General features: G+C 63.4%; 19 protein-coding genes. 15 read left to right on the top strand and 4 right to left on the bottom strand.

Features of this window, described 5'->3' with window-relative positions; all coding sequences use genetic code 11:
• The first annotated feature begins 104 nt into the window (after nucleotides 1–104).
• A complete protein-coding gene (gene rho / locus GRI38_RS12465) occupies nucleotides 105–1,370 on the top strand; it encodes a transcription termination factor Rho (protein ID WP_160684617.1) in 1,266 nt (421 codons plus the stop codon).
• A gap of 1 nt (nucleotide 1,371) precedes the next feature.
• A complete protein-coding gene (locus GRI38_RS12460) occupies nucleotides 1,372–1,911 on the top strand; it encodes an AAA family ATPase (protein ID WP_160684614.1) in 540 nt (179 codons plus the stop codon).
• A 64-nt stretch (nucleotides 1,912–1,975) separates the two neighbouring features.
• Here GRI38_RS12460 and GRI38_RS12455 read toward each other — a convergent pair whose 3' ends face one another.
• On the bottom strand, nucleotides 1,976–2,674 hold the full coding sequence (locus GRI38_RS12455; RefSeq protein ID WP_160684610.1) for a dienelactone hydrolase family protein: 699 nt from the start codon (nucleotides 2,672–2,674) through the stop codon (nucleotides 1,976–1,978).
• Between the two features lie 95 nt (nucleotides 2,675–2,769).
• Here GRI38_RS12455 and GRI38_RS12450 point away from each other — a divergent pair, with 95 nt between their 5' ends.
• From GRI38_RS12450 to GRI38_RS12395, 12 genes are all read left to right on the top strand, one after another.
• Nucleotides 2,770–3,036: a DUF6489 family protein gene (locus GRI38_RS12450; RefSeq protein ID WP_160684607.1), complete on the top strand. Its 267-nt coding sequence runs from the start codon at nucleotides 2,770–2,772 to the stop codon at nucleotides 3,034–3,036.
• Between the two features lie 39 nt (nucleotides 3,037–3,075).
• Entirely contained in the window at nucleotides 3,076–4,350 is a 1,275-nt protein-coding gene (gene mnmE, locus GRI38_RS12445; protein ID WP_160684604.1) for a tRNA uridine-5-carboxymethylaminomethyl(34) synthesis GTPase MnmE, read from the top strand.
• A 67-nt stretch (nucleotides 4,351–4,417) separates the two neighbouring features.
• Nucleotides 4,418–6,271 (top strand): tRNA uridine-5-carboxymethylaminomethyl(34) synthesis enzyme MnmG, encoded by a 1,854-nt coding sequence (mnmG, locus tag GRI38_RS12440; protein WP_160684601.1) that lies wholly within the window; start codon nucleotides 4,418–4,420, stop codon nucleotides 6,269–6,271.
• Entirely contained in the window at nucleotides 6,268–6,882 is a 615-nt protein-coding gene (rsmG, locus tag GRI38_RS12435; protein WP_237487540.1) for a 16S rRNA (guanine(527)-N(7))-methyltransferase RsmG, read from the top strand. Before mnmG ends, rsmG begins: the two co-directional genes overlap by 4 nt.
• A 24-nt stretch (nucleotides 6,883–6,906) precedes the next feature.
• Nucleotides 6,907–7,689: a ParA family protein gene (locus tag GRI38_RS12430; protein ID WP_160684598.1), complete on the top strand. Its 783-nt coding sequence runs from the start codon at nucleotides 6,907–6,909 to the stop codon at nucleotides 7,687–7,689.
• A complete protein-coding gene (locus GRI38_RS12425) occupies nucleotides 7,686–8,672 on the top strand; it encodes a ParB/RepB/Spo0J family partition protein (RefSeq protein ID WP_160684595.1) in 987 nt (328 codons plus the stop codon). Before GRI38_RS12430 ends, GRI38_RS12425 begins: the two co-directional genes overlap by 4 nt.
• A gap of 103 nt (nucleotides 8,673–8,775) precedes the next feature.
• Complete coding sequence (locus GRI38_RS12420) at nucleotides 8,776–11,379, top strand: histidine kinase (protein WP_160684570.1); 2,604 nt, start codon at nucleotides 8,776–8,778, stop codon at nucleotides 11,377–11,379.
• A gap of 5 nt (nucleotides 11,380–11,384) precedes the next feature.
• Nucleotides 11,385–11,753, top strand: coding sequence for a response regulator (locus tag GRI38_RS12415; protein WP_160684567.1), 369 nt, complete (start codon nucleotides 11,385–11,387; stop codon nucleotides 11,751–11,753).
• Between the two features lie 28 nt (nucleotides 11,754–11,781).
• Nucleotides 11,782–14,358, top strand: coding sequence for a poly-gamma-glutamate biosynthesis protein PgsC/CapC (locus GRI38_RS12410; RefSeq protein WP_160684564.1), 2,577 nt, complete (start codon nucleotides 11,782–11,784; stop codon nucleotides 14,356–14,358).
• The gene (locus GRI38_RS12405) at nucleotides 14,355–15,143 is read left to right on the top strand and encodes a hypothetical protein (RefSeq protein WP_160684561.1); all 789 of its coding nucleotides are present in this window, start codon (nucleotides 14,355–14,357) and stop codon (nucleotides 15,141–15,143) included. The genes GRI38_RS12410 and GRI38_RS12405 overlap by 4 nt, the downstream gene beginning before the upstream one ends.
• Nucleotides 15,140–15,997 carry a hypothetical protein gene (locus tag GRI38_RS12400; protein ID WP_160684558.1) on the top strand — a complete coding sequence of 286 codons (858 nt, stop codon included), beginning with the start codon at nucleotides 15,140–15,142 and terminating at the stop codon, nucleotides 15,995–15,997. The genes GRI38_RS12405 and GRI38_RS12400 overlap by 4 nt, the downstream gene beginning before the upstream one ends.
• Nucleotides 15,994–20,226, top strand: a complete 4,233-nt coding sequence (locus GRI38_RS12395) for a hypothetical protein (protein ID WP_160684555.1) — start codon at nucleotides 15,994–15,996, stop codon at nucleotides 20,224–20,226. The genes GRI38_RS12400 and GRI38_RS12395 overlap by 4 nt, the downstream gene beginning before the upstream one ends.
• Here the strand turns inward: GRI38_RS12395 and GRI38_RS12390 are convergent.
• The 3 genes from GRI38_RS12390 to GRI38_RS12380 form a co-directional block, all read right to left on the bottom strand.
• The gene (locus tag GRI38_RS12390; RefSeq protein WP_160684552.1) at nucleotides 20,223–21,134 is read right to left on the bottom strand and encodes a hypothetical protein; all 912 of its coding nucleotides are present in this window, start codon (nucleotides 21,132–21,134) and stop codon (nucleotides 20,223–20,225) included. The two genes, GRI38_RS12395 and GRI38_RS12390, sit on opposite strands and share 4 nt — an antisense overlap.
• A complete protein-coding gene (locus GRI38_RS12385) occupies nucleotides 21,131–21,889 on the bottom strand; it encodes an Hpt domain-containing response regulator (protein WP_160684549.1) in 759 nt (252 codons plus the stop codon). Before GRI38_RS12385 ends, GRI38_RS12390 begins: the two co-directional genes overlap by 4 nt.
• Nucleotides 21,890–21,990: 101 nt before the next feature.
• Complete coding sequence (locus tag GRI38_RS12380) at nucleotides 21,991–22,473, bottom strand: GAF domain-containing protein (protein WP_160684546.1); 483 nt, start codon at nucleotides 22,471–22,473, stop codon at nucleotides 21,991–21,993.
• Between the two features lie 65 nt (nucleotides 22,474–22,538).
• Between GRI38_RS12380 and GRI38_RS12375 the strand changes: the two genes are divergently transcribed.
• A complete protein-coding gene (locus GRI38_RS12375; RefSeq protein ID WP_160684543.1) occupies nucleotides 22,539–23,984 on the top strand; it encodes a PQQ-dependent sugar dehydrogenase in 1,446 nt (481 codons plus the stop codon).
• Nucleotides 23,985–23,999: the final 15 nt, after the last annotated feature.

The following is a 23,999-nucleotide window of genomic DNA, read 5'->3' as shown; positions in this document are numbered from 1 at the left end:
TTCGATGGCCCAGCTGTCTCCCAGCCCAACGGCCCGCCGACCCTTATTCCAATCCAGCGACAGTGCATTGCGACCTGTCGTGCAATCGTGACGGACATTCCGAGATGCATCTCAAGGAACTCAAGACCAAAGCCCCTGCCGACCTCGTCAGTATGGCGGAAGAACTGGGCGTCGAAGGCGCCTCCACCATGCGGCGGCAGGACCTGATGTTCTGCATCCTGCGCGAACTTGCCGAAGACGAGGACTATAGCGAGGAAATCATGGGCATCGGCACCATCGAGGTGCTGCAGGACGGCTTCGGCTTCCTGCGCTCGCCCGAAGCGAACTACCTCGCCGGACCAGACGACATCTACGTCTCGCCCAACCAGGTGCGCAAATGGGGCCTCAGGACCGGCGACACGGTCGAAGGCGAAATCCGCGCGCCCCGCGAAGGAGAACGCTATTTCGCGCTGACGAAGCTGACTTCGGTCAATTTCGAGGATCCCGAACAAGTCCGGATGCGGACCAATTTCGACAATCTTACGCCGCTTTACCCTGAGGAAAAGCTGTCGCTCGACAATCTCGATCCGACGGTGAAGGACAAGTCGGCGCGCGTCATCGACATCATCTCGCCGCAGGGCAAGGGCCAGCGCGCCCTTATCGTTGCGCCGCCGCGCACCGGTAAGACCGTGCTGCTTCAGAACATCGCCAAGGCGATCACCGACAACCATCCCGAAGTATTCCTGCTGGTTCTGCTCGTCGATGAGCGGCCCGAGGAAGTCACCGACATGCAGCGCAGCGTCAATGGGGAGGTGATCTCCTCGACCTTCGACGAACCCGCGCAGCGGCACGTGCAGGTCGCCGAAATGGTGATCGAGAAGGCAAAACGCCTCGTCGAGCACAAGAAGGATGTCGTCATCCTGCTCGATTCGATCACGCGTCTCGGCCGCGCCTACAACACCGTCGTACCGTCCTCGGGCAAGGTGCTGACCGGCGGCGTCGACGCGAACGCCCTGCAACGGCCCAAGCGGTTCTTCGGTGCGGCCCGCAACATCGAGGAAGGCGGCTCGCTCTCGATCATCGCGACCGCCCTCATCGATACCGGCAGCCGCATGGACGAAGTCATCTTCGAAGAGTTCAAAGGCACGGGTAACAGCGAAATCGTCCTCGACCGGAAGGTTGCCGACAAGCGCATCTTCCCGGCTCTGGACGTCGGCAAGTCGGGGACCCGCAAGGAAGAGCTGCTGGTCGAGAAGGACAAGCTGTCGAAGATGTGGGTCTTGCGCCGCATTCTCATGCAGATGGGCACGGTCGACGCGATGGAATTCCTCCTCGACAAGATGAAGGATTCCAAGACGAACGAGGACTTCTTCGAAACGATGAACCAGTAGGGTGGCCCGTTCCGCGCCCCTTCGAGCCGCCGTTACCGGCGCTCCGGGGGCGGGGAAGTCGACGCTGCTCGACCATCTCGCGGGTCATGGTATCGCGACCGGACCGGAGGTTGCGCGGACAATCCTGCAGCAACCCGGCGGAATGGAGCTACGCGCATCCGATCCGCACGGCTTTGCATTCGCCATGCTCGAAGCGCAGCTTGCCAGTTGGCACGAACCGCGAAACGGCGCCGAAACGGTCGTATTCGACCGAGGCTTTCCGGATATCATCGGTTTTCTGCGGGTAGAAGGCTTGGCGGTTCCCGGCGAGATCGACCGGGTTTGCCGCGAGCTTCGCTACGACGGCCCGATCTTTCACGCGCCCGCCTGGGCGGACATCTATCGCCAGGACGCCGAACGCATTCAGAACTGGGACGAGGCTGTTGCCAGCGACAATGCGGTCGTCTCCGCCTGGCGCGACTACGGATATGCGCCGGTTTTGCTGCCTCTTGCCTCACCCGAAAAGCGAGCGGCTTTCGTCCGCGACCATCTGCCGGATTGAGCGCAGGTGTTTCCGGCCACGCTCTGCCGAGCGCCCCTTGTCGCTCGCAATCAGTCTCAGCTGACTAGGTCAGGTGATCCTTGAAGAATTGCGCCGTGCGCTGGTCGGCCAATTTCGCGCCTTCCTCGTCTCGCCGCTTGCCGAATTCGGTAGCGAAGCCGTGATCGAGGCCAGGGTAGTCGTAGAGAGTGACCTTCGGGTGGTCGTCGAGACCCTCGTGCATGGCCTTCTGCGCCTCCTTGTCGACGAACCCGTCTTCTTCCGGAACATGCAGCAATAGCGGATTGGCGATCGCCTTGGCCTCGTCGAGCATCTCGTTCACGCCGACCGCATAATAGCCGACGGTGGCGTCGACATCCGTGCGCGCCGCGGTCATGTAGGCCATCTTGCCGCCTAGGCAGTAGCCCACCGCGCCGACCTTGGAGACGCCCATTTCGCGCCGGATATGGTGGATGGTCGCCTCGATATCGCGCACGCCTTCGTCGGGATTGTATTTCCCCATGAGGTCGAGCGCCCGCTGGAACTCCGGCTCGATGTCGGGGTCCAGCTCCACCCCCGGTTCGAGCCGCCAGAACAGGTCGGGTGCGACCGCGAGATAGCCTTCTTCGGCGAATGTGTCGCACTTGCGCCTGATGCCGGCATTGATGCCGAAAATTTCCTGAATGACGAGGATTGCCGCCTTCGCTTCCCCCTCGGGCTCGGCCACATAGGCCTTGAAACTGCCATCGCCGTCGAGGGTGGAAATATCGACCGTTTTCGTCATCTGGTAAGGCTCCCTTGCATGTGACGGGCGTCATAAGGCTTGCAAGCGCCTCGCGACAGACCCAAATGGTGTGGGACACCAACGGAGAAACTGCCATGAAGGTCCATGTCGAGATAGATTGTACGCCTGAAGAGGCGCGGAGCTTCATGGGCCTGCCGGATGTCGGCAAGGCGAACGACATGTATGTGGACATGATGACGAAGGCGATGAAGGGCGTCTCCAACCCCGACCAGCTCAACGAATATGCGCGCAATCTCGCGCCTATGGGGCAGATGGGATTGAAATTGTTTCAGAATTTCGTCGAGGGATCGATGAAGGCGAACGGCACCAAGACGGGCCCTAAAGGCACCGACAACGACTGAACGGTCGTCGGGCGCGGCTTCGCGCGTACTTTTGAAGCAATGGACACGATTTTCGCCTTGTCGAGCGGTTCACCTCCCGCCGCGATCGGAGTGATCAGGGTCAGCGGCCCCGCTGCCCGGCAGGTCGGCATCCGCCTCGCAGGTTCGTTGCCCGCCCCCCGCGAAGCTGCGTTGAGGAGCCTGCGAGGCGACGACGGCCAACTTCTGGACAAGGCACTCGTCCTGTTCTTCGACGGACCCCGGACGGCGACGGGCGAGGACCTTCTCGAACTGCATTGCCACGGGGGCAGGGCGGTCATTGCCGCAGTCCAGCAAGCGCTCTCCCGGTTCGAGGGGGTGCGCGCCGCGGTGCCGGGCGAGTTCACCCGCCGTGCCTTCGCCAATGGCCGGATAGATCTCGCCGAAGCCGAGGGGTTGTCCGAACTCCTCTCCGCCGAGACCGAATTGCAGCGGCGCTCCGCCATAGCGCTCACCTCCGGCGCGTTGTCCCGCCAAGTCGAGCAGTGGCGTAGCGCAATCCTCAACCTGTCCGCATCGGTCGAAAGCGTCCTCGATTTTGGAGACGAGGACGATGTGGCCGAACTTCCCCCGGACTTCACCGATCGGGTCGCCGCGCTGGCAGCCGAGATGACCCGCTGGCTCGATCGTCCCCGCGCGGAAAAGCTGCGCGAGGGCTTCCGCATCGTCCTTGCCGGCCCGCCCAATAGCGGCAAGTCCACCTTGTTCAACGCGCTCCTGGAAGAGGCGGTCGCGATCACTTCGGCCGAAGCAGGCACGACGCGCGACGTCATCGAACGCCCGGTTTCGCTCGATGGCATGCCGCTTGTCCTTATCGACACGGCGGGCCTGCGGGACGAGGGCGCGGGCGAGATAGAAGTCATCGGCATCGGCAAGGCGCAGGAACAGATCGAGCGCGCGGATTGCGTCCTCTGGCTCGGACCCGAGGGAGAAGGGCCGGATGGCGCGATCGAGCTGGAGTCGCGTATCGACGACGCGTCCACCGTTAGAAAGACCAATCCCGCCTTTCGCGTATCCGCCGTGACGGGGGAGGGCGTCGACGCTCTGCGCAGCGGCCTTCTGAACATAGCGCGCGACACATTGCCCAAACCGGGCGACGTCGCGCTCAATGTAAGGCAGGCGGGCCTTATCCGCGAAGCAAGCGAAGCACTCGAACAGATCGAAAGAGTATGCGACCCCCTGCTCGTCGCCGAGCATCTGCGCCTTGCGCGAGCCGCGATGGATTCGCTTACCGGGCGCGCTTCGACCGAGGACATGCTCGACAATCTGTTCGGGCGCTTTTGCATCGGCAAGTGAAGTTCCACGTGGAACATCCGGTGGGAAAGCTGTGGACGAGGCGAGTGCAAACCCCTAAATCGGCCACATGTCACAATTCGATGTCCTTGTAGTCGGCGGCGGCCATGCCGGCGTGGAAGCGGCTGCGGCGGCCGCGCGAATGGGTGTGCGCGTCGGGCTGGTCACTTTCTCTCGCGACACCGTCGGCGCGATGAGCTGCAATCCGGCCATCGGAGGATTGGGCAAAGGCCATCTCGTGCGCGAAGTCGATGCGTTCGACGGGATCATCGGGCGTGCCGCGGATGCCGCCGCGATTCATTACCGGATGCTCAACCGCTCGAAAGGTTCGGCCGTTTGGGGGCCACGTATCCAGGCAGACAGGCGCCTGTTCAAGGCGGCCGTGCACCGCATGTTGGAAGTTCAAGGCGATCTTACCGTGATCGAAGGCGAAGCGACGGCGCTCGATTTGCAAGGGGAGCGGGTTGCGGGCCTCGTTCTCGCCGACGGCACGACCATCGCGGCGCAGGCCGTTATTCTATGCACCGGGACGTTTCTCGGAGGAACGTTGTTCCGCGGCGAGGAGCGGCTGACGGGCGGACGGATCGGCGAGAATTCCGCGCAGCGGCTGGCCGCTCAGATGCGGGAGGCAAGTCTGCCTCTCGCGCGGCTCAAGACCGGAACGCCGCCTCGGCTCGACGGCCGCACGATCGACTGGGCACGCCTCGCCGAGCAACCGAGCGATGCCGATCAATGGACGATGTCGCCATTGACGAAGCAACGCTGCAACCCGCAGGTCTTCTGCGCCGTGACCCGGACCAACGAAGCGGCGCATGATGTCATTCGTGCCAATCTCGATCGTTCGCCGCTCTTCAGCGGTGCGATCGGCGGGCAGGGTCCGCGCTATTGTCCTTCGATCGAGGACAAGATCCACCGCTTCGGGGATCGTGACGGTCACCAGGTCTTCCTCGAACCCGAAGGGCTCGATACCAATCTGGTTTATCCCAACGGCATCAGCACTTCGCTGCCCGTCGATGTTCAACTTGCCATGTTGCGCTGCATGGAGGGGCTTGAGAATGTCGAAATGGCCGTGCCCGGCTATGCCGTGGAATATGACCACATCGATCCGCGATCGCTGAACCGCGGATTGGAAATGGAAACCATATCGGGGCTGTATTGCGCCGGTCAGATAAACGGCACGACCGGCTATGAGGAAGCGGCGGCGCAAGGGCTGATCGCAGGATTGACCGCAGCTTCGAAAATTCAGGAGCGGCCCGCACCGGCGATCGATCGCAGCAATTCTTACATGGCCGTCATGATCGACGATCTGACGTTGCACGGCGTGAGCGAGCCTTACCGGATGCTGACCGCGCGAGCCGAATATCGATTGCGGCTGCGCGCAGGTAATGCTGCGACCCGCCTGTCCCCGCTTGCGCTGGAACTGGGCTGCGTTGGTGAGGAACGGCAGTCATGGTGGGAACGCCGGATCAAGCAACGTTCCACGTGGAACAAGGAACTTGAGAGACCAATTTCTGCGAGGAAACTCAGCGAACAGGGGTTCCACGTGAAACGCGATGCGGGAACGAAATCACTGGGAGAGTGGGCGTCCATCGGAAAAATTCCGGAAGATGCCATGTCGCACTTCGCTCAGATCGAGCCCGACGATAACCCAGAACTTCTGACGGAGATGATCGAGGATATCGCTTACGCGCCCTACCTTGCACGGCAAGAGAACGAGCTACGCGATTTGCAGGCGAGTGACGCTGTGCTGCTCGGAAGCGGTTTCCCGTATGACAAGGTTCCGGGCCTTTCAAATGAAATGATCGAACGATTGTCGAAGGCCAAGCCTGCCACCTTGGCTGATGCGCGGCGCGTCGCGGGGATAACGCCAGCAGCGCTCGCTGCCCTTTTGGTTCATGCCCGGCGCGAAAAGGTTGCCGCTTGATCCTTGCCAGCGAAGCGGAAGCGAAGGCTTACGTCGCGAGTCTGTGCGAAGATACGGCACTGGAGCGGCTTGAGCTATTGGCGCATTTGCTCAAGGAAGAGAATGAGCGGCAGAACCTCGTGTCGCGCGGAAGCCTGGCCGAAGTGTGGCTTCGCCATATTGCAGATTCTGCCCAATTGCTGAGTTTTGTTCCACGTGGAACACATTGGGTGGATCTGGGCAGCGGAGCGGGATTTCCCGGACTGGTTCTCGCCATAATGCGTCCTGACGACAAATTCTCGCTGGTCGAATCGCGGACAAAGCGCGTTGAATGGTTAGAGCGAGCGACTGAACAGCTAACTCTCGCGAATTGCAAGGTGTTTGGTCAGCGTCTTGAGATGGTCGAGACCTTCGCCGCAGGTGCAATTACCGCGCGCGCCTTTGCTCCATTGCCTCGATTGGTCGAACTTGCGAAACGCTTCTCCACAAAAGACACCGTGTGGGTCTTGCCGAAAGGCCGATCCGCGATAGAAGAAGTAAATGGCCTTCCCAGAAAGCTCCGTTCTGTGTTTCACGTGGAACAATCCCGAACAAGTAGCGAAGCCGGAATACTTGTCGGCACAGGCCTGTAACGCCCGGATTATCGAGGCTTTTCAATGATTACCATTGCAATTGCAAATCAGAAGGGCGGGGTCGGCAAGACCACGACAGCCATCAACATCGCCACCGCCATGGCGGCGACGGGTTGGCGCACCTTGTTGATCGACCTTGACCCGCAAGGCAATGCATCGACGGGTCTCGGCGTCGCCGCGGAGAGTCGCGAAATTTCCAGTTACGATTTGTTGGTCGATGGGGCGAAACTTGCGGATGCGGCCCATCCTTCGGAAATTCCGGGGCTCGACGTGGTGCCGGCAACGGTCGATTTGAGCGGAGCCGAAGTCGAACTCGTGACGGTGGAGGATCGCACGTCCCGGCTAAAGGATGCTTTGGGTTCGGCGGCGAACCTGCCTTACGACGTTTGTTTCATCGACTGCCCGCCATCGCTCGGCCTGCTGACGCTCAATGCGCTGGGTGCGGCCGATACGCTGCTCGTGCCGTTGCAATGCGAGTTTTTCGCGCTTGAGGGTCTCAGTCAGCTGTTGCAGACGGTGGAGCGGGTGCAGCAGCGGTTCAATCCCGATCTCGGCATCGTCGGAGTGGTCCTGACCATGTTCGACAAGCGCAACCGGCTGACCGACCAGGTCGCCGAGGACGTGCGCGATTGCCTCGGCAAGCTGGTATTCGAGGCGGTAATTCCGCGCAATGTGCGGCTGTCCGAAGCGCCGAGCCACGGCCTTCCCGCGCTGATCTACGATCACAATTGCACCGGCAGCCGTGCTTACATGGCGCTCGCGCGCGAACTGATCACCCGCTTGCCAATGAAGAGGAAAGCCGCATGAGCAATGCCCACGAACCGATCCGCCTTTCTGCGGTGAAGGGCGGGACGATCGACCGCAAGCGCAAGCTGGGCAAGGGCCTGGGTGCCTTGCTGGGCGAAACGCGGCGCGAAGAGCCGCTGGCGCAGCAGACGATTGGTGGCGAGGGCGGCGATGCGGGATCGCAACCTGCGGAAGGCGCGCTCATTCGCGTTCCCGTCGCGGATATTTCGCCCCTGCCGGGACAACCACGGACCCGCTTCGACGAGGATGCGCTGAACGAGCTGGCCTCTTCGATCGCGACGCGTGGCGTCATTCAGCCGATCCTCGTAACCCCGAAGACGAACGGGAAGTATCAGCTCGTCGCGGGGGAAAGGCGCTGGCGTGCGGCGCAACGGGCGAAATTGCACGAAATCCCGGCAGTCGTGCGATCGCTTGATACGCGTGAGGTCATGGCGCTGGCCCTGATCGAGAACCTCCAGCGCGAGGACCTCAACCCGATGGAAGAGGCGCGGGCCTATAACCGCCTTGCGGACGAAGACGGCCTCACGCAATCCGACATCGCCAAGCTGGTGGACAAGTCGCGCAGCCATGTCGCCAACATCCAACGACTGACCGCCCTGCCGCGCGACGTGCAGAAACTCGTCGCCGATGGCGCGCTCTCGATGGGCCATGCACGGGCCTTGATCGGTCATGACGAGGCGAGTTCGCTAGCCCGGCTCGCGGTCGAGGAAAACCTGTCCGTGCGCGATATTGAGAAGCGGGTGCGCCAAGAACGCGACGGCGGCGAGAACGATGCTCCGCGCCGGAAGAAAGCGTCGGCGCGCGGCGAAATGCCCGAGAATGCGGATATTGCCGCCGTGCAGTCGCATCTCGAGGAGTTTCTCGGCCTCAATGTGAGGATCAAGACGGACGAGGACCCGAGCAAGGGTTCGGTCTCCATTTCCTACCGCACGCTCGACCAGCTCGATCTCATTTGTCAGCGCCTGACCGGCGGAAACCTCTGATACGCGGCAGTTAACGGCAAATTAGGCATATTACGGCACACCCCGACCGTTCGCGGCGATCTTCGCCCGAAAGCAATGGTCCGGTTTGGGGAAATGCCGCACAGTGCCGATACGTCCGCCAGCATTATTGCCAGCAGGCTCGGAGCAGGCGCGCGCGCTGACGCTGGCGGTCGTCGTCGCGGCGGCAATTGCGGGGCTTTTGACGCTCGCGAGCGCAACCATGCCGTTTCGCGTGCTGGACGGATTGTGGTTCGACGCCGCGGCAACCCGAACTGCGGCGCGGCCACCGAAAGTCATCCTGATCGAGCAGGACGATGCCTTTCGCGCGCTGGGACCGAAGCGTTACGCGGCCCTTATCGCGGAAGCGGAGAATGCAGGCCTCGCCGCGATCGGCTTCCCCCAGAGACCGGACGATCTTTCCGATGACCTGACGCCGGGCAGCCTGCCAATCGTCACGGGCGCCTCGCTCACCCGCGATGCGACCGGCGGGGGCTGGCATTGGTTGGACGAAGACGCTCCGGGCAATTCGGCTGAGCCATTTGACATGGCCGCGAGCATGATCGCGCCAGCGGAATACGGCCTTTATCGTGCGCAGCACGCCGCACTTCCTACGGCTGAGGGACGGATCGCATCCTTCGAGCACGCGCTTTCCCGAAAGCCGCTCACTCCCCGCCTCTTCTATCCGCGGATGGCGCGGGATCAGAACATTCCCGAGGCGAGGGCATCGCAACTGCTCGCCGGTCACTTTTCCGCCGCGCGACTGGACGGAATGATCGCCATCGTCCGGCCCGATGCGAGCCAGCGCGAGAGACGGTTCGCCACTGCCTTGCAGCCAGCGGACGGGGGGATGCTCGCAAGCGATCTTAGTGCCAGAATGGTTCAAAGTTTGCTCGACAATCGCGCGGCTTACAGGATGCAGCCCTGGTGGGTTTTCGCCACCCTGCTCGCTATCGCACTAGCCGTTCCGCTGGTTCTTGCGAAGTCGGACGCGAAGCGCGCTGCGCTCCCAACGATCGTCGTAGGAACCTTGCTGATCGTCCTGATCGCATGGTCAATACTCGCAGTGTTTTCGCTGATCGCTCCGCTGAGCGCCATGCTGGTAACGCTTTTCCTGGCGGTGGTAACCTTTATCCTGTTCCAGGAATTCCGGGCCGATCGCGCACTTCAGAGGATTCTCGATCGTGCCGTCGACTATACGCATCAGCGCAGCATCCTGAACGAAAAGGCAAACCTGCCCCAATATCTGACCGCGGCAGCAAAAAGTCTCGGTTTGCCCGTGAGTGCGGTTCTCGAACCGGGGGAGAACGGCAAGGCGGCCTATCGCGACGGGTTCGGGTTCACCGCCGAGGATGTTTCCTTCGAACCTGCAATGCGCGAGACACTTCCTTCGTCAGATATAACCGGAACGGTTCACCCAATCGTCACGGCTCAGCAGGGCGACGCGACCAGTCATCGCTATCTGGCTCGTATCGGTACGGCGGATCGACCGGGCTGGTGGTTGTTCGACCTGACGCCGCAACAGGCGAAGGAGCGGGCGGGCGAGCTGCTCGATCAGGTGGGGCGGATCGCCGCCGTCTATGCGCGGCTCGACCTCTGGCGCTCCGACCTCGCAACGAACGAGGAGGATGGCCGCGTTCGCCCGTTGGAGCAGCGTATCGGTAGTGCCGCATCGCTCATCGAGACCCAGTCGGAGCAGCTTCGCAGCGGCATCGACCAGCTGGATACCGCCGTCGCCATCTATCACTTCGGCGGGTTTCCGGTGCACGCAAATAGCGCGATGGAGCGGCTTTACGGCGAAGCGGAGCTGAACCTCTCACGCGCGACGCTGGAACAGGCGCTGGTCGGTCTCACCGCCCTTGAGGAGGAAGCGGCTGGACAATTGATTGGCGAACTCGTCCGCCAACGCCGCCCGATCACGGTTCCTGCGCGCGAGTTTGCCGCACGCCAGCGAATCCTGCGGATTGCTGCGCTTCGGGAAGAAGCCAATGCGGGCAATAACGACCTTATCGTGGTCGAGGCGCTGGATATCTCCGAGCTGAACCGTCTCGCCAATTTGCGGCACGCGGTCGGCAATTTCATCGACAAGCAGCTGCGCAACGATCTGGAGGCGCTGGAATTCGGAACCGACGTCGCCATGGCGCAGGCAGGCGCGCAGCCGGCGCTCGTCAGGACGCTCGAACGCTTGCGCGACGTCTCGCGCCGCGCAGTCGGGCGGCTCGAACACGTGGCCGATCTGATCGACGATACGAAGGGCGCGATCATCGATGTCTGCTATCCGATCGATGCCCGCCGCGTCGTCGAGGACGCCTATCGCCGGGTGAAGCCGAAGGCCGACGATTTCGAGGTCGCCGTCGAACTCGACCTGCCCGGTATTGGCGGGTTCACCATGGCCGAGCCGCTGGCGCTGTTGGAAACGGTCGAGGCGATGATGGCCGTGGCGATTGCCGATACGCCGCATGGCGGGACGATCCGCGTGTCGCTGCGCGAGGAACGCGACACTTCGCGGCTGGAGATCAGCGGCGGCTTCGGCATTCCCTTCGAGCGGCTGGTCGCCGCCTTCGACGAGGAACGCGGCGACGTGCCGCAGGAATTTGCGACGATTGCACGCGGTATCGCCCGCGCCGTGAGCTGGAAGGGGCAGGTCAGTTACTGGAGCTCCGTCGGCAAGGGTTATCGCTTCGTCGTCAAGCTGAAACGGGTCGGGTGAGGGACATGCGAATACTGATCGTCGATGACGACGAATTGCTGTGCGAGATGCTGCAATCCCTGCTGGAGATGCACGGCTACGAAGTGCTGCTGGCGGCGCATGGCGAGGCCGGGCTCGCCGTGCTGCGCGACGAGCGGGTCGACCTCGTCATTCTCGACCTCGTCATGCCGCGCATGGACGGCATCCGTTTCCTCAACCTGTTGCCGCAGACCATTGCCGAGCCGCCGCCCGTCATCATGGCCTCGGCCTCCGCGACGCCCGAGTTCATGGCGCTGCACGGGAAGAACGGGGTGGCCGGCATCATTCGCAAGCCGGTCAAGCCGCAACTGCTGCTCGAAACGATCGCGACCGCACTCGCCGGCGGCGGGCGGTAGCGGTCAGGGTACGGGCGGCGCGACGGCCATGACGATACCCCTCTTCCCGGAAGGCGGCCTTGCCAGTTCGGTCATCACGACCGTCTGGGTCGGGGTGTTCGTGCTGTGCTTTTTCAACCTGCGCTTCGGCTGGGTCCTGTCGGGCCTCGTCGTGCCGGGCTATCTGGTGCCGCTGATCATCGTCAAGCCGATCGCCGCAGGTGTGATCGTTATCGAGGCCGTTCTCACCTATTGCATTGTCTGGTTCTTCTCGGAAAAGGCGGGGCCGGGGCGCTGGCCGGCCCTGTTCGGACGCGACCGGTTCATGGGCCTCATCCTCGTCAGCATCGCAGTGCGCCTGACGCTGGACGGTTACGTGCTGCCCGCCCTGTCGCAGCAGCTCGCCGCCAACGGCATGGCCCGGTTCGACTGGCAAAGCGACCTGCAGAGCTTCGGCCTCGTCATCATCTCGCTTCTTGCGAACCAGTTCTGGAAGCCGGGGCTGGCGCGCGGATTGTTCGCGATGGTCGTCACGGTCGGCCTCACCTGGGCGATCGTCCGCTTCGGCCTCATGGAACTCACAAATTTCCGGATCAGCGGCGTCTCCTACCTTTATGAGGGGCTGGCCAGCTCGATCCTCGCCAGTCCCAAGGCCTACATGATTCTCGTGCTGACGGCGCTTTACGCCAGTCACATGAACGTCAAATACGGGTGGGACTTTTCCGGCATCCTGATCCCTGCGCTGATCGCGTTGCAATGGTATCAGCCGACCAAAATCCTCACTTCCTTCGTCGAGGCGGGGATCATCTACCTTATCGCGATCGCCGTCCTGAAATTGCCGATGCTGGCGAATACGACGATCGAAGGGGGGCGCAAGCTGCTGCTCTTCTTCAATATCAGCTTCGCCTACAAGCTGGTGCTCGGCCATTTGCTCGTGCTGTTCTCGGTCGAGGTGAAGACCACGGACGTCTATGGGTTCGGCTATCTCCTCGCCACGCTCATCGCGATCAAGGCGCATGACAAGCAAATCTTTCCACGCCTGATGCGGACGACCTTGCAGGTGTCGCTGGTGGGCGCGGTCGCCGGCAACCTCGTCGGGTTCGTCCTTTCGACCGCCTTGCCGCTGGCCGGGGGAGTGGCCGCTTCGGCAGCCATGACCAACTCTTCGGTCGCGGCGAGCGTCGAACGGCGGCTCGCGGTCTCGGCCATCGGAAACGCCTATCTTCAGGAATGGCGGGGCGGGGCGCAGGCGCTCGACCGGCAGGCTGCGGAAACGTTGAGCGACCTCATCCGCCTGCTGGAAGCGGGGCTGCCGCCGCTCGAAGCGGATATGCGCGCAAGTGCCGGAGGATGGCGCGTAGAGACGCTGCCCGGCGGGGCGGTGGCGCTGCTGCGCGCGGACAGGAAGGGTGGCGACCTGCTGCTCCATTATCCCGAAGCGAGCCGGGGGATCAGCGTCGTCGTGCCGCACCCAACCGACGAGCATGGAGCGGCGCTGGCAGGCCTCGCATTGCGCGAGACGCAGGATGCCCGTTGGCTCGTCATCGCCGCCCCGTTGCAAGTCGAAGCGATCGGTCAGGCCAGCGTCTTGCAGGTCTTTCGTGCGGCAAGCGCCCTGCCGGAACTGGCGGTGCAAGGCGTCGGGGATGGAGGCGAGGAGTCGGTCGCCTATCTCGCCGGGCGCGCAGCGACGGACATCGATCTCGATGCAATGACGCGCGCGGTTCCGGGGCTCGCAATGCGCTTCGCCGCCAGCGACAATGGCGGAAGCGGCGTTGACGGGGCGCGAATCGAACTGACGCGATCGGGTATCGACCGGATTGCGGCGCGCCTGATCAACGAACCTGCCGAAGCGCGCCGCTGCACCGTCGAACCCGCGATGCCCGGGGCAACCCCGGTCACCGACATGGCGGAACTCGCTTTCCTTCGTGGGGCCATCATCGAGCCGGTGCTCGAGGCAATGCCGCGCGGCTCGCTGCCGCTCGACGTTCGACTTGCCGCCGAATGGCTCGGCCTCACGCTTGCGCCGTGCATCGACGCGGATGGGGGCGAGATATGGCATCTTGCATCTGGCCGACGGATAGCCGGACAAGCCATGTTCGACCCGACGCGCGAGCCCGCGCGGGTCGTGCACGGCTTTGCGAGCGTGGCGAACGGGGAGGGGGTAGCGGCAGACGGCGGTGCGCGGCAGGCGATCGCCGATGCGATGACGATGCGCAGGGCGTGGGGGGCGGGCATCCTGCTGATCGCGCCCGACGAAGAGGCTTACGGGGGAGCGCAACTGAGCCCGTTCGGCGTCGCGAACCAGACGGTCGTCAGGCATCTGGGCAACCGGCCCGGCTATGTCGCGCAGATCAGGCCGAAACCTGCCGAACTGGGTGTATCTGCGCAGCGCACTGCGTTCGTCGTGCCGGACCGGATCAGCTTCGGCGGCCTCGGGAACGGCGATGCGCTGGCGGGGCTGATCGAAGCCGTCGGTGAGGCCGGATACGATCCGGTCGTCGCCAGCCGCGATGCGGGCACCGCCACGATCGAAGGTCGTCCGGAAAATTCGCTGCGATATTTCGACCAGTCGCAGAACAAGCGTTACGCGATCGTCATGATCGACGCAGGGGGCGCGCGATGACCCTGTCCAGCCTGTTGCGAGCCATCTGCCTTTCGCTCGTCGCCACTGCGGCGGCGCTGGCAGCGTGGTCTTTGTCGCCGCAGACGACGGGCACTGCCGGTGCGGGCGCCGTCGGGCCTGAGGGAATGCATCTGCGTAGCAGGGCGCTGGTCTATCGCCTCGATGAACGGCGAGCGACGCGCTTCGTCTTCTCGCAGCCGGTCACGCTGGCGCGCGTTCTTTCGACGCCTTTGATCGAGCCGAGCGAATGGGAAGCGGGTGCGGCGTGGTCCTATGGCTACCGGGTCACGCTGTTCGACGACGGCGGCGTGGTCGTGGGGTCGCGTGACATCTATTCGACGGGGGCGAACCCTGCAAAGCTGGAGCGTCCGATCGATCTTGTCCGCTATATCCGCGGCTTCGGCAACAGCATCGCGACGCAGGATCAGGCAGTCTTCGAAAGTGCAATACCCTTTACCGCGATGGACATCGTCGGCCTCTCGCCAGCTGAGGGTGTCGCGGCGATTGATGTGCGCGCCTATGAGTTGCGCCCCGTGCTGAACGATGCCGCGGCCATTGCCACCTATCGCCGCCGCAGCGATGCAGAGCGCCGCGATCTCGTGCGCGCCAATGCATTTCCCGAAGAATACATAACCGATATGGAACGCCGGAACGTCGTAATAAACCAATGGCGGCCTATCGGACCATCCGGCATCCTCGGCCAGGATTACGATATGAGCGTCCTTTATACAGGCGTCATGCACCCTGCGGCGAACGATCCGGGCGCAGATGCAGGCGAGCAGTGAGCAGGCGCACGAAGATAGCCGTCATTGCGGGGTTCGTGCTATTGGCGGTGCTCGTGATGACATCCCTCTTTCCGCCGCTGCGCATGGCCTCGGGTTTCGACCGGCTGTCGACCAGCGAAATGCGTCGGGCAGAGCGTATGTTCGAGGAAGCAGTCGCCAGTCCTTCGGAAGCGTCCTGGCAGCAGCCCGCCCGATCGAGCGGCTTCCAGATCGACCGCCACAGTGATTTCACCGCATTGACGGAGACGGAGGGCGATTGCCGGGGGCGCGGCATCTACCTCCTGCGGAATCAGGGCGCCTCCTCGCCCGTCGCCGTGACCGCACCGCATCGCGGTTCCGATCGGCATACCGGAACGCTTGCGGAAATGCTGTTTCGCGAGGGCGGGCTGGCAGCAGCGGGCTGGAACTCCGCCCCCCGCCGCAAATCCGCGGAATGTTCCGCTCATGGCGATCTTGCAAAGGCACGCCGGCACTTCTTCACAGCCTTCACTACTGGTTTTGCACAAGTCTATCCCCAGGGACGCGTCGTGCAGCTGCACGGCTTCGACCGCCAGCGCCGATCCAGCGGAGCCGGACGCGCCGCGGACTTCATCGTCAGCGACGGCACCGACCGGCCCGGCGACCGTCTGCTTGCCCTGTCCGAATGTCTGACCTTCGCGCTGCCCGAGTGGAACGTGCGGGTCTATCCCCTCGACGCCGCAGAACTCGGCGGGCTCAGCAACGTACAGGGCGAAGCCTTGCGCGAGATCGGCTTCGCTGGTTTCGTACATGTGGAAATAAGCCTCGCGGCACGCCGCGCATTGCTCGAAAAGGAGGACATGCGCCGGCATTTCGTGCAATGCCTGATGGCATGACGCCACCGGACATGCTGCTTGCCACGCCGTGCGGCATCGTCGCTGCTCTCGAGCAGGGTTTGCCGCCGCGCCTGTGCGGGACCTATTCCGATATCCACACCGCGATCGAGCAGTTCGCGACGACGTCCGAGGAATTCGCCGCAGAGGGCAATTTCGTCGATCACGTGAAGGCGGTCTTCGCCTTCGTCCGGGCGCGGATGCAGTATCTGACCGATCTCCACGATGCCGCTGCGCTGTTCAATGCACGCTATGCCAGCGCCCTCGACGAAGCGGCGCAACATTCTGCGATCCTCGATTTCGCGGAGCGGCTTGGGGCCGACGAGCAGCAGCTCGCGAGCGACCGCAAGGCGCTTGCCGATTATTTCGACAATGACGCGGTCATGGAACGCTATCGCCGCCGCGCCGGCGAAGCGGAGCGCGCGATCGCCCACGCCTTCGAACGGCTGGGCCAGCTTGCCGGCGAGGCCCTGCGTCGCGGAGAAATGGACAGCGATGACGAATTGCTGTCGGTGAAGCTGGCCGGATTGCTGGTCGATGGTCGCGGCTGGCGCGGTGATCCCCGGGTTCGCCGGGCGAGTTTCGCAGCGTTGAAGCAGATCGGCGCCAGCGCCCGGATCTTGCCGAGCGGCTTCTGGGTGGACATCGCCGTACGCGATGCGCGGCGCATGGCGCTCGATGCGAGCGAGGATTGCTGGACGCAGTGCGAGGCCTTCGCCGTGCTGAAAGTCATGTCGCCGGGTTCGCTCGCGCCGGTCCTCGAAAAGCGGCTGGCCCCTGCCGCGGACAGCGATACGCCAGTGCGACAGGATAACGCCATGTTCGTCCGCCGCCACCTCGCCGGGTTCCTGGCCGAGGCGGTCGGCGCGTATCCGAAACTCGCGAAATATCTGAAAGACCTGTCCAACGATCGCAGCGGTGCCGTGCGGCAGGCGCTCGCGCGACATTTGCCGAAGATACCGCGCGAGGAAGCGCAACCCCTGTTCTCGCGGTTAAGGATCGATCAGGACCCGCAGGTGCGCGCCATGCTGTTCGCGGACCCGGAAGCGATGGCGGAAGCGATCGGCAGCGAGCTGTTCCGTTCGCACATCGTGCGCATCCTGCAACGCGATACGAACAAGCACGTCCTGCGCATGGGCATGGAGGCTGCGGCGCGTCTCGTCGCGCTCGAAGGACGCACCGACCCGCGCGAACAGGCGCGCAGCGCCGAGCATTTCGAAAACGTCCTGAACGACCTGAGAAAGCGCGCGCCGACGCCGAACTTGCGCCGCTGGGCCGGTGAAGCGATCGAACGCATCTGGCTGCACTGCGATGCCGATGCGCTGGACATTGCCGAGCATATCCGTTTCCAAATGGGCCTTATTCCCGAGGGCAAGCGTCGCAAGCTGCCCGATCTTGCGAATATCGCCGCCCACGATCCGGCCTATGTCGGGCGCATCATGGCAGTGTTGGCGCAGGACGGTTTCGGGCTGGAACTGATCGAGGGGCGCATCCCGCACATGCAGAAGGGGGAACTGTTCTCCCGGCGGCTCTGGCGCATCCTGTTCGAGGGGAAGATTTCCGCGACGGACAAACGGCAGGCGTTCCTCCACACGGTCGGCCGGTCGCTGCCGGGCACGATCTCCGCACCGCCTGCCCACATGGCGGAACTGGCCCCGACCAAGGTGCCGGGCGAACCGTTGCATTTTGCGGATGAGGGCGGCTGGCGCAATTATCTGCCGCTGCTCGATCATGTGCTCGCCGCAATCGACCGGGGCAAGCCGACGCGGATCTTCACGAGCGAGGGCATCACGACCGTCACTCCGCCCAAAGGGATCGGGCGGCGCGTCGGCACCTATTGGCGCATCAGTCGCGATTTCGCGAAGCTTGCGAGCCTGCGCAACAAGGGCGGCAGCGCGGACTATGTCGAGGCGCTGCGCAGCTACGGTCTCGGCATCGATTTCACGCAATATGATGCAACGCCGACCGAAGCGGCAATGCTGGAGGAACAAGTCGCGATCGTTTCGCCGAAAGAGGCGCGGCGCGTGGCCGATCCCGAAGTGCTGCAGCTCTTCGAACTGGGCGGCGTTCTGATCGCGGTACCCGTGCTCATCAAGAGCGCGGCGGCGTATTTCGCGACGGTCTTCGCCAACACACTGGCGCAGCTGGCGCTGTTCGTCGTGCTGGCCGGCGCCTGGTTCTTCGGCCGCCATCTCTACCTCGCGCGCAAGGCGCGGCAATATCGCGCGGCCATCCCGCTGTCGCTCGGCGGCTGGGGCACCCGTGGCAAGTCCGGAACGGAGCGGCTGAAAGCGGGCCTCATCAACGCGCTGGGGCATCCGCTCGTATCCAAGACCACGGGCTGCGAGGCGATGTTCCTGCGCGGCGAACCGTTCGGTGATCTTACCGAGATGTTCCTTTTCCGCCCCTACGACAAGGCGACGATCTGGGAGCAGTTCAACCTGATCCGCATTTCGGTCGGGCTCAAGGCGCGGGTCTTCCTGTGGGAGTGCATGGGACTAAACCCTGCGTACGTCCGCGTGCTTCAGCAGGACTGGATGCGCGACGACATTGGAACGATCACCAATACCTATCCCGATCACGAGGACGTGCAGGGACCGGCCGGGCGCAACATTCCCGATGTCATGTGCGAGTTCATCCCGCATGATTCGGTCCTGCTGACGACCGAGGAGGAAATGCTGCCGATCCTCGAGGAAGGGGCGCGCAAGGCGCGGACGCGCATCCGGACGGTCGACTGGCGCGAAGCGGGCCTCGTTCACGAGGCGTTGCTGGCGCGCTTTCCCTATGCCGAGCACCCTTACAACATCGCACTGGTGGCGGCGATGGGCGACGAATTGGGGCTGGGCGAGGACTATTGCATCAAGGAAATGTCCGACCGGGTCGTCGCGGATCTCGGCGTGCTCAAGATCTACCCGCATTCCAAAGTCGAGGGCCGGACGCTCGAATTCGTCATGGGCATGAGCGCCAACGAACGGTTCGGCGCGCTCGGCAACTGGGACCGGATGGGATTTGCCGAGCACGACCTTGCCCGCGACCCGGAAATCTTCGTCAGCACGGTCGTCAACAACCGTGCCGACCGGGTGCCGCGCTCGCGCGTCTTTGCGCGCATGCTGGTGAACGACGTATCGGCGGACCGTCATTTCCTTATCGGTTCGAATATCGACGGCCTGATCGGCTTCATCGAAGACGAATGGGCGGCCTATGCCGACAAGCTGACGCTCGACAGCGAGAAAGGCCTGTCGCAAGCCGAAGTGTTCGAGGGACTAGCGCGGAAAATGCGTATCCCCACGACGCGCGAACAACTGGAAAACCGGCTGGCGGCGATGCTCGCTTCCTTCGTCGAACCGGATGCCGCATCGCAGCTGGTCGTCGAGGCGCGCAATGGCAGGCTGGACGCTGCGTTGACGGCGGCGAACGTGAACCATGGCGAAGCGATCGCTGCTAATTTCACCGAAATGGCGAAAGACCTGGAACAATATCAAGCCATTTCCAACAATCTACATGGCGGTCGCGGCGAAGACGTCGCGGCAATCCGCAGCTTCCTGCGCAGCGTGTTCATGCGCAAGCTCGTCCCAGTCCGCGATTTCTACATGTCGGGCGAAAACATCATCCGCCTGATTGCGCGCAACTCCCCGCCCGGCCTCGTCAATCGCATCATGGGAATGCAGAACATCAAGGGGACGGGCCTGGACTTCGTCTATCGCTGGCAGGCCTGGGAGGCGGTGTACCGGGCCTGTGTGCAGGCGCGCGACGCCGATCCGGTGACTGCCGAAAAGGGCCTTGTCACCCTCGCCGGATTTCAGGAATACGGCGTGCTGAGCGAAAAGGAAGTGCAGCATACGATCACCGCATTGAAAGCTGCCGACAGCTTGCCGCCATCCTTCACCCCGGCGCAGCTCGATGCGATCCTCGCGCGGCTCGATGCGCAGCTGAAGGAACTCGGCGAGGAAGAGCCGAGCGCCGGAAAGGGAGAGGATAGCGGAAGCTGGCGATCGAAACTCGGCGCCTGGCTGCTCGAAATCACCGAATCCTTCCTCGATGCCGGCGATGCCGTGAGGCGCCGGAGACAGGCGGATCGCATCTATACCGCGATGATTGCCGAGCAGATTAGCAGCCAGCGCGCTGCGCTCGAACTCAAGAAACTGACCAAGCGCCAAAAGGGCGGCTGGCTGGCCGAAACGATCGCGAGCGGCCAGGGCCGACTGCTCACCATGTTCGGCAGGACCGGCTAGAACCGATAACCGACATCCAGCGTGAAGCGCGGCGCATTCTCGCCGAAGCGTTCGTCGTTCGACTTGCGAAATTCGTATTCGGCCGTGCCATTGAGGAAAAAGCCGCGCGTCTTCCCATAGGCGATGCCAATTTCCGGATTGATCAGGCTGTCGCGGCGCAACTCGTCATTCATGTCGCCGCGAGCGATGCGGCTGTCATAGCGCCACTGCCTGTATTCGAGCGCCGGTCGCAATCGCAGGCGTTTGGCGACAGGCAGGCTATACTCGGCCCGGACCCGTTCCCGTTCGTAGCTGCGTCGTTCGTTGTCGCTCTCGATCGCATCGTGGCGAGCCGAAAGGCGCAGCCAGTGATACGGGCCGAGCCGCCGGTTGTATTGCACCTCGACAAGCGGGCCTTCGCCTTCGCTTTGTTCCGCATCGTCATAGTCGCGCATCCGATATTCGCCGCGCAATCTGAGGCGGTCGTTGCCTTTTTCCCATTCGACCTCGCCGCGCAGCGAACGCTGGTCGGCGCTGCGCGATTCGAGCGTGACAATGTTCGAGACGCGGCGCGACCGCACCGACAATTTGAGGGTCTCGCCGATCCTCTGGCTCAGTTCGATGCCAATGCCGAGGCTCTTGCGGGTTCCGCGTGTTTCGTCGCTGAATTCGAAGACCGTCGGATCGACGCTGATTTCAAGGCGGGTTTCGCCTTCAACGAAAGTCACGGAACTGTCCGCGCTGATGCCGACACCCGAACTTTCCACATCGTCGCCCTGGAACACGCCCCGTTCGGATTGAACCGCGCTGAGCGTGGTGCGCAGGTCGAACTCGATGTCGTCGAGCGCGGCGGCAGGGCTCGCGAGAAGCATGGCGCTTAATACGCCGAGCAGACGCGGGAAAATCTTGCCCATCTGATTTAAGGTCATGCCGCGGCTTGTCGAAACGCGCCGAGCACCGCAGGAAGTTCTGCAGGGGCGCTGTGCGACAGGCGGGTTTCGCATTCCGCCGCAAGCGTGCTGAGCCGCTCTTCGCCGAACGAACCAGCAATCCCCGCCAGCTTGTGCAGCATGTCGCGTAGCTCGCGTATGGTCTCGCGGGTTATCGGTGCGCCTTCGCCGATCGCGTCGATCCGATCGAACAATTCGCGTTTGCGCGTCTCGTACCGCTCGGTCAGCGATCGAGCCGGTTCGTCACGCTCGACGTCGTTCGCGTCGAGCAAATCCGGGGCCCATGCGCGGATGGCGGCTGCGAGGCTGGCGCTGGAAACGGGCTTGGGGAGGTAAGCCTGCATCCCGGCAGCGAGATAGGCCTTGACCTCGTCCGTTGCCGAGGCAGCCGTAACCGCGACCACGGGCAGCGTTTCGTCATCGAATCCAGCACGGCGCAGGCGTTTGACGACCTCGATGCCGTGCAGCACCGGCATCATCGCATCGACGAGCAAGAGGGAATAGGGGCGACCGGCGAGAGCGGCCGTGCGCACCATCTCGATCGCTTCAGCGCCGTCGCTTGCCAGTGCGATGGGCAGGCCGAGGCGGTGACCCATCATAGCGATCAATTCCGCAGCGATGATGTTGTCTTCGGCGAGGAGGATCCGGGCGTTCTCGCTCGCTCTTTCGAACGGGCGCACAACAACGGGCTCGGCGACGCCGATGCGCAATCCGGTCATGTTCGCCACGTCCATGACGACCTGTATCGCAGGATATGGTTAAAACTGTGCTAAACGGCAGCGGGAGGCGTCGTCACCTGCGCAAAGTCGCGCGGCGCAACTTTGCGGCGACCCGGTCAGATACGCGCTGCGATGGCTGCGGCCAGTCTTTCGAAACCGGCCCGATCATCTTCGTCGAAGCGATTCTTGGTCGGGCTGTCGCAATCGATGACCGCAACGACCTTGCCCTCGCGCAGGACCGGCACGACCAGTTCCGAGGCGCTGGCTGCATCGCAGGCAATATGCCCGGGAAAAGCGTGAACGTCCGGGACGAGCTGCGAGCGAGCTTCTTCCGCTGCCGTTCCGCATACGCCCTGGCCCAGCGGAATGCGGATGCAGGCTGGCTTGCCGATGAACGGGCCGAGTACGAGCTCGTTTTCCACCAGCCGGTAGAAGCCAGCCCAGTTGAGATCGGGAACGAAGCTCCAGATGAGCGCGGCGAGGTTGGCCATGTTGGCGACCGCATCGCTCTCGCTGTCGGTCAGGGCGAGCGCGGCGTCGCATAGCTGGCGATAGCGTTCGGGTTTGGGCAGGTCGTCGTCGGGCGTAAATTCGAACATGACGCGCCCCTATCGCCGAATGCGCCATTGCCGCAACCGCCGCCGCGCACTATTTCTTGAAGAATATGAGCAAATCGAAAAAGATCGCCCTGTGGGTGGTGGCCATTCTCGCCGTCCTGTTTCTCATCGGCTGGTTCCTGACACGCGGCGACACCGCCGAATTGAGCGTCGAGGAAGTCGCCGGAACCGACCCGACCCTTCAGGCGCCCGACGCCGAATTCATTCCGACGGTTAACATCGCAGAGCCGATCGGCTGGGCCGATGGCGAGCGTCCCGTTGCCGCAGAAGGGCTGTCGGTCAATGCCTTTGCCACCGGTCTCGATCACCCGCGCGTCATCTATGCGCTGCCCAATGGCGATGTTCTCGTCACCCTGACCCGTGCGCCGGAGAGCGAGGAGGATGGCGGCATCGTCGGCTGGATCACCAACCTGCTGATGAGCCGGGCCGGGGCGGCGGGCACTTCGGCCGATACGCTGATGCTGCTGCGCGATACCGATGAGGACGGGGTTGCGGATCGGCGGATCGTGCTGACTGACGATCTCGCTTCGCCTTCGGGCATCGCCTGGGCGGACGGCACGCTCTACGTCGCCAATCACGACGCGCTTTTGAGCTTCCCTTATACGCTGGGTTCGGAACGGCTCGGCGGCTCTGCGACGAAGCTGATGGACTTGCCCGCAGGCGGCGGCCACTGGATGCGCAACATCCTGCTCAGCCCCGACAATTCGAAGATCTACGTGGCGGTCGGCTCGGTCTCGAACATCGGCGAAGAAGGCATGGCCGCCGAGGAAGGCCGGGCGATGATCTGGGAATACGATCTCGAGGCAGGGCGCCAGCGCCCCTTCGCCGCCGGGCTCCGAAACCCCAATGGCCTAGCCTGGAGCCCCTGGTCGGGAGAATTGTGGACGACGGTCAATGAGCGCGACATGCTCGGCTCCGACCTCGTACCGGACTATCTGACGAATGTCCCGGTTGGTGCGCAATATGGCTGGCCCTGGGTTTACTGGAAGGACAATTTCGACGATCGCGTCGAGACCGCCGCACCCCAGTTCCTGACCGAATATACGCGCAGGCCCGAATATGCGCTCGGCCCGCACGTCGCGGCGCTCGGGTTGCAATTCACCGAAGAAGGCGCGCGTTTGGGCGAGCGTTTCGGGTCGGGCGCAGTCATTGCGCGCCATGGTTCGTGGAACCGCAAGCCAGCCTCGGGCTACGACGTCGTTTATGTCGACTTCGATGATAACGGGAACCCGGTCGGCAAGCCCGTGCCGATCCTGACCGGCTTCCTTGCCGGGGACGAGACGACGCGGGGCCGTCCCACCTGGGTCGAATGGGCGGGCGATGGAGCCCTGCTCGTCAGCGACGATACCGCCGGGATTATCTGGCGCGTCGTCGACAGAAATGCCGCGCCCGCGTCTGCGATAGAGCCGCTATCCGGGGGAGGGCTTCCCCCGCAACGTCAATTGTCGGGCGAGGCCTCGGCCAGCTTCGAAGACGACTTCATGCGGCGATAGAACGCGCTCGTCGAT

This window comes from Parapontixanthobacter aurantiacus, assembly GCF_009827635.1.
In the GTDB taxonomy this organism is placed as follows: domain Bacteria; phylum Pseudomonadota; class Alphaproteobacteria; order Sphingomonadales; family Sphingomonadaceae; genus Parapontixanthobacter; species Parapontixanthobacter aurantiacus.
Note: the sequence above shows the minus strand (reverse complement) of the source record. Positions and strands in the feature narration are given on the sequence as shown.

Bases quoted from the DNA above. Each gene is read 5' to 3' on its own strand.
- GRI38_RS12455 (WP_160684610.1), bottom strand. From the start codon at position 2,674: ATGACGAAAACGGTCGATATTTCCACCCTCGACGGCGATGGCAGTTTC.
- GRI38_RS12395 (WP_160684555.1), top strand. From the start codon at position 15,994: ATGACGCCACCGGACATGCTGCTTGCCACGCCGTGCGGCATCGTCGCT.
- GRI38_RS12375 (WP_160684543.1), top strand. From the start codon at position 22,539: ATGAGCAAATCGAAAAAGATCGCCCTGTGGGTGGTGGCCATTCTCGCC.
- GRI38_RS12390 (WP_160684552.1), bottom strand. From the start codon at position 21,134: ATGACCTTAAATCAGATGGGCAAGATTTTCCCGCGTCTGCTCGGCGTA.
- GRI38_RS12385 (WP_160684549.1), bottom strand. From the start codon at position 21,889: ATGGACGTGGCGAACATGACCGGATTGCGCATCGGCGTCGCCGAGCCC.
- GRI38_RS12380 (WP_160684546.1), bottom strand. From the start codon at position 22,473: ATGTTCGAATTTACGCCCGACGACGACCTGCCCAAACCCGAACGCTAT.
- GRI38_RS12405 (WP_160684561.1), top strand. From the start codon at position 14,355: ATGACCCTGTCCAGCCTGTTGCGAGCCATCTGCCTTTCGCTCGTCGCC.
- GRI38_RS12410 (WP_160684564.1), top strand. From the start codon at position 11,782: ATGACGATACCCCTCTTCCCGGAAGGCGGCCTTGCCAGTTCGGTCATC.
- mnmE (WP_160684604.1), top strand. From the start codon at position 3,076: ATGGACACGATTTTCGCCTTGTCGAGCGGTTCACCTCCCGCCGCGATC.
- rho (WP_160684617.1), top strand. From the start codon at position 105: ATGCATCTCAAGGAACTCAAGACCAAAGCCCCTGCCGACCTCGTCAGT.
- GRI38_RS12425 (WP_160684595.1), top strand. From the start codon at position 7,686: ATGAGCAATGCCCACGAACCGATCCGCCTTTCTGCGGTGAAGGGCGGG.
- GRI38_RS12430 (WP_160684598.1), top strand. From the start codon at position 6,907: ATGATTACCATTGCAATTGCAAATCAGAAGGGCGGGGTCGGCAAGACC.
- mnmG (WP_160684601.1), top strand. From the start codon at position 4,418: ATGTCACAATTCGATGTCCTTGTAGTCGGCGGCGGCCATGCCGGCGTG.
- GRI38_RS12450 (WP_160684607.1), top strand. From the start codon at position 2,770: ATGAAGGTCCATGTCGAGATAGATTGTACGCCTGAAGAGGCGCGGAGC.
- GRI38_RS12415 (WP_160684567.1), top strand. From the start codon at position 11,385: ATGCGAATACTGATCGTCGATGACGACGAATTGCTGTGCGAGATGCTG.